Source organism: Herbaspirillum sp. YR522 (assembly GCF_000282575.1).
In the GTDB taxonomy this organism is placed as follows: Bacteria; Pseudomonadota; Gammaproteobacteria; order Burkholderiales; family Burkholderiaceae_D; genus Herbaspirillum.
This window is the reverse complement of sequence record NZ_AKJA01000126.1, coordinates 1-1,171: the sequence shown is the minus strand read 5'-3', so window position 1 is coordinate 1,171 and position 1,171 is coordinate 1. Positions and strand designations below refer to the sequence as shown.

Annotated in this window: 2 protein-coding genes; both read left to right on the top strand. The window is 55.2% G+C overall.

All coding sequences use genetic code 11. The features are described 5' to 3' along the window. On the top strand, nucleotides 1-358 hold a 358-nt coding region (locus tag PMI40_RS17495; protein ID WP_008118052.1), incomplete at its 5' end, for a phage tail sheath C-terminal domain-containing protein. Nucleotides 359-414: 56 nt separating this feature from the next. Then, nucleotides 415-1,171 (top strand): hypothetical protein (locus tag PMI40_RS24095; protein ID WP_008118050.1); only part of this gene is annotated, 757 nt, incomplete at its 3' end.

Sequence of the window (1,171 nt, the reverse complement as noted above, 5' to 3'; positions counted from 1 at the left end):
GGGTGCCCGCACCTGTGAAGTGACCGACCGCCAATGGCGTTACATCAACGTGCGCCGACTGTTCAACCAGGTCGAACGCGATATCAGCGACGTCATGCAGCGTTACATGTACGAGCCCAATACACCCGCCACCTGGGTGCGCGCCAAGACCAGCATTTCCAATTATCTCTACAACCTCTGGCAGTTGGGTGCGCTCCAGGGCGCACGTCCGGAAGACGGCTACCAGGTCAGCCTGGGACTGGATGAATCGATGAGTGCCACCGATATCGAAGAGGGAAAGATGATCGCATGCCTGCGGCTGGCACCTTCCAAGCCGGCCGAATTCATCGTGTTGCTGTTCAGCCAGGACATGGTGTAACGCCCGCCCGGCGATCGGGCACGACTTCCACGCAATCCAGTTTTCCAGGGGGAAAAATGAGCGCTCCAGGCGTTATAGTTGAAGAGGGTGGCGTAGCCACCGTGTCAGTGCGACCCAGCCCAACCATTCCCGTTTTTATTGGTGCCTATCTGGTGGATGGCGCACGACTGCCAATCACGCATGGCTGCACCAAGATCAATCACATGGCCGATTTGCGCAAATTTTTAAGTTGCTCGGTCAGTTTCAGTGTAACGGTCAGTGCTGACAAGGTCCCCAGCCTTTCCTCACCTGTAGTGCAATCCTCGGCCCTCGCCGTGGCTAACTATTTCGAGAACGGCGGCGGTCCATGCTATCTGTTGCCCGTCGCCCTTAGCAGCGATTCGGGGCAGGTCGAAGCCATCAAGTTGCATCCGGATATTTCGCTGGTCGCAGCAGTGATGGATAATGCAACGGTCGATATCATTGAAAAGATAATTCCATCACTGGGACAAAATCCAGAATATTTCTACATCCATACCCCTAAGACATTAGCCAGCCCCCCGGGGATCCCCGCCACCGGCAAACCACACGTCGCCTCGTATCACCCTTTTCTTCATATCAAGTGTTCACACTGGCGTGACGACAGTGGCATTACGGTGAGCGGTTATGAAGGCGCTACTACCGTGGCACAGTTGCAAACAATGGCACCGGATCTATACAAGCAAGTCGACACCCTGATCAGGACGGAATATGCAAAGTATCCCACCATTGTCATGCCATCTGGCGCAGCAATAGCTGCAGCCTATTGCAAAACCGATCGCGAGCGCGGGGTAT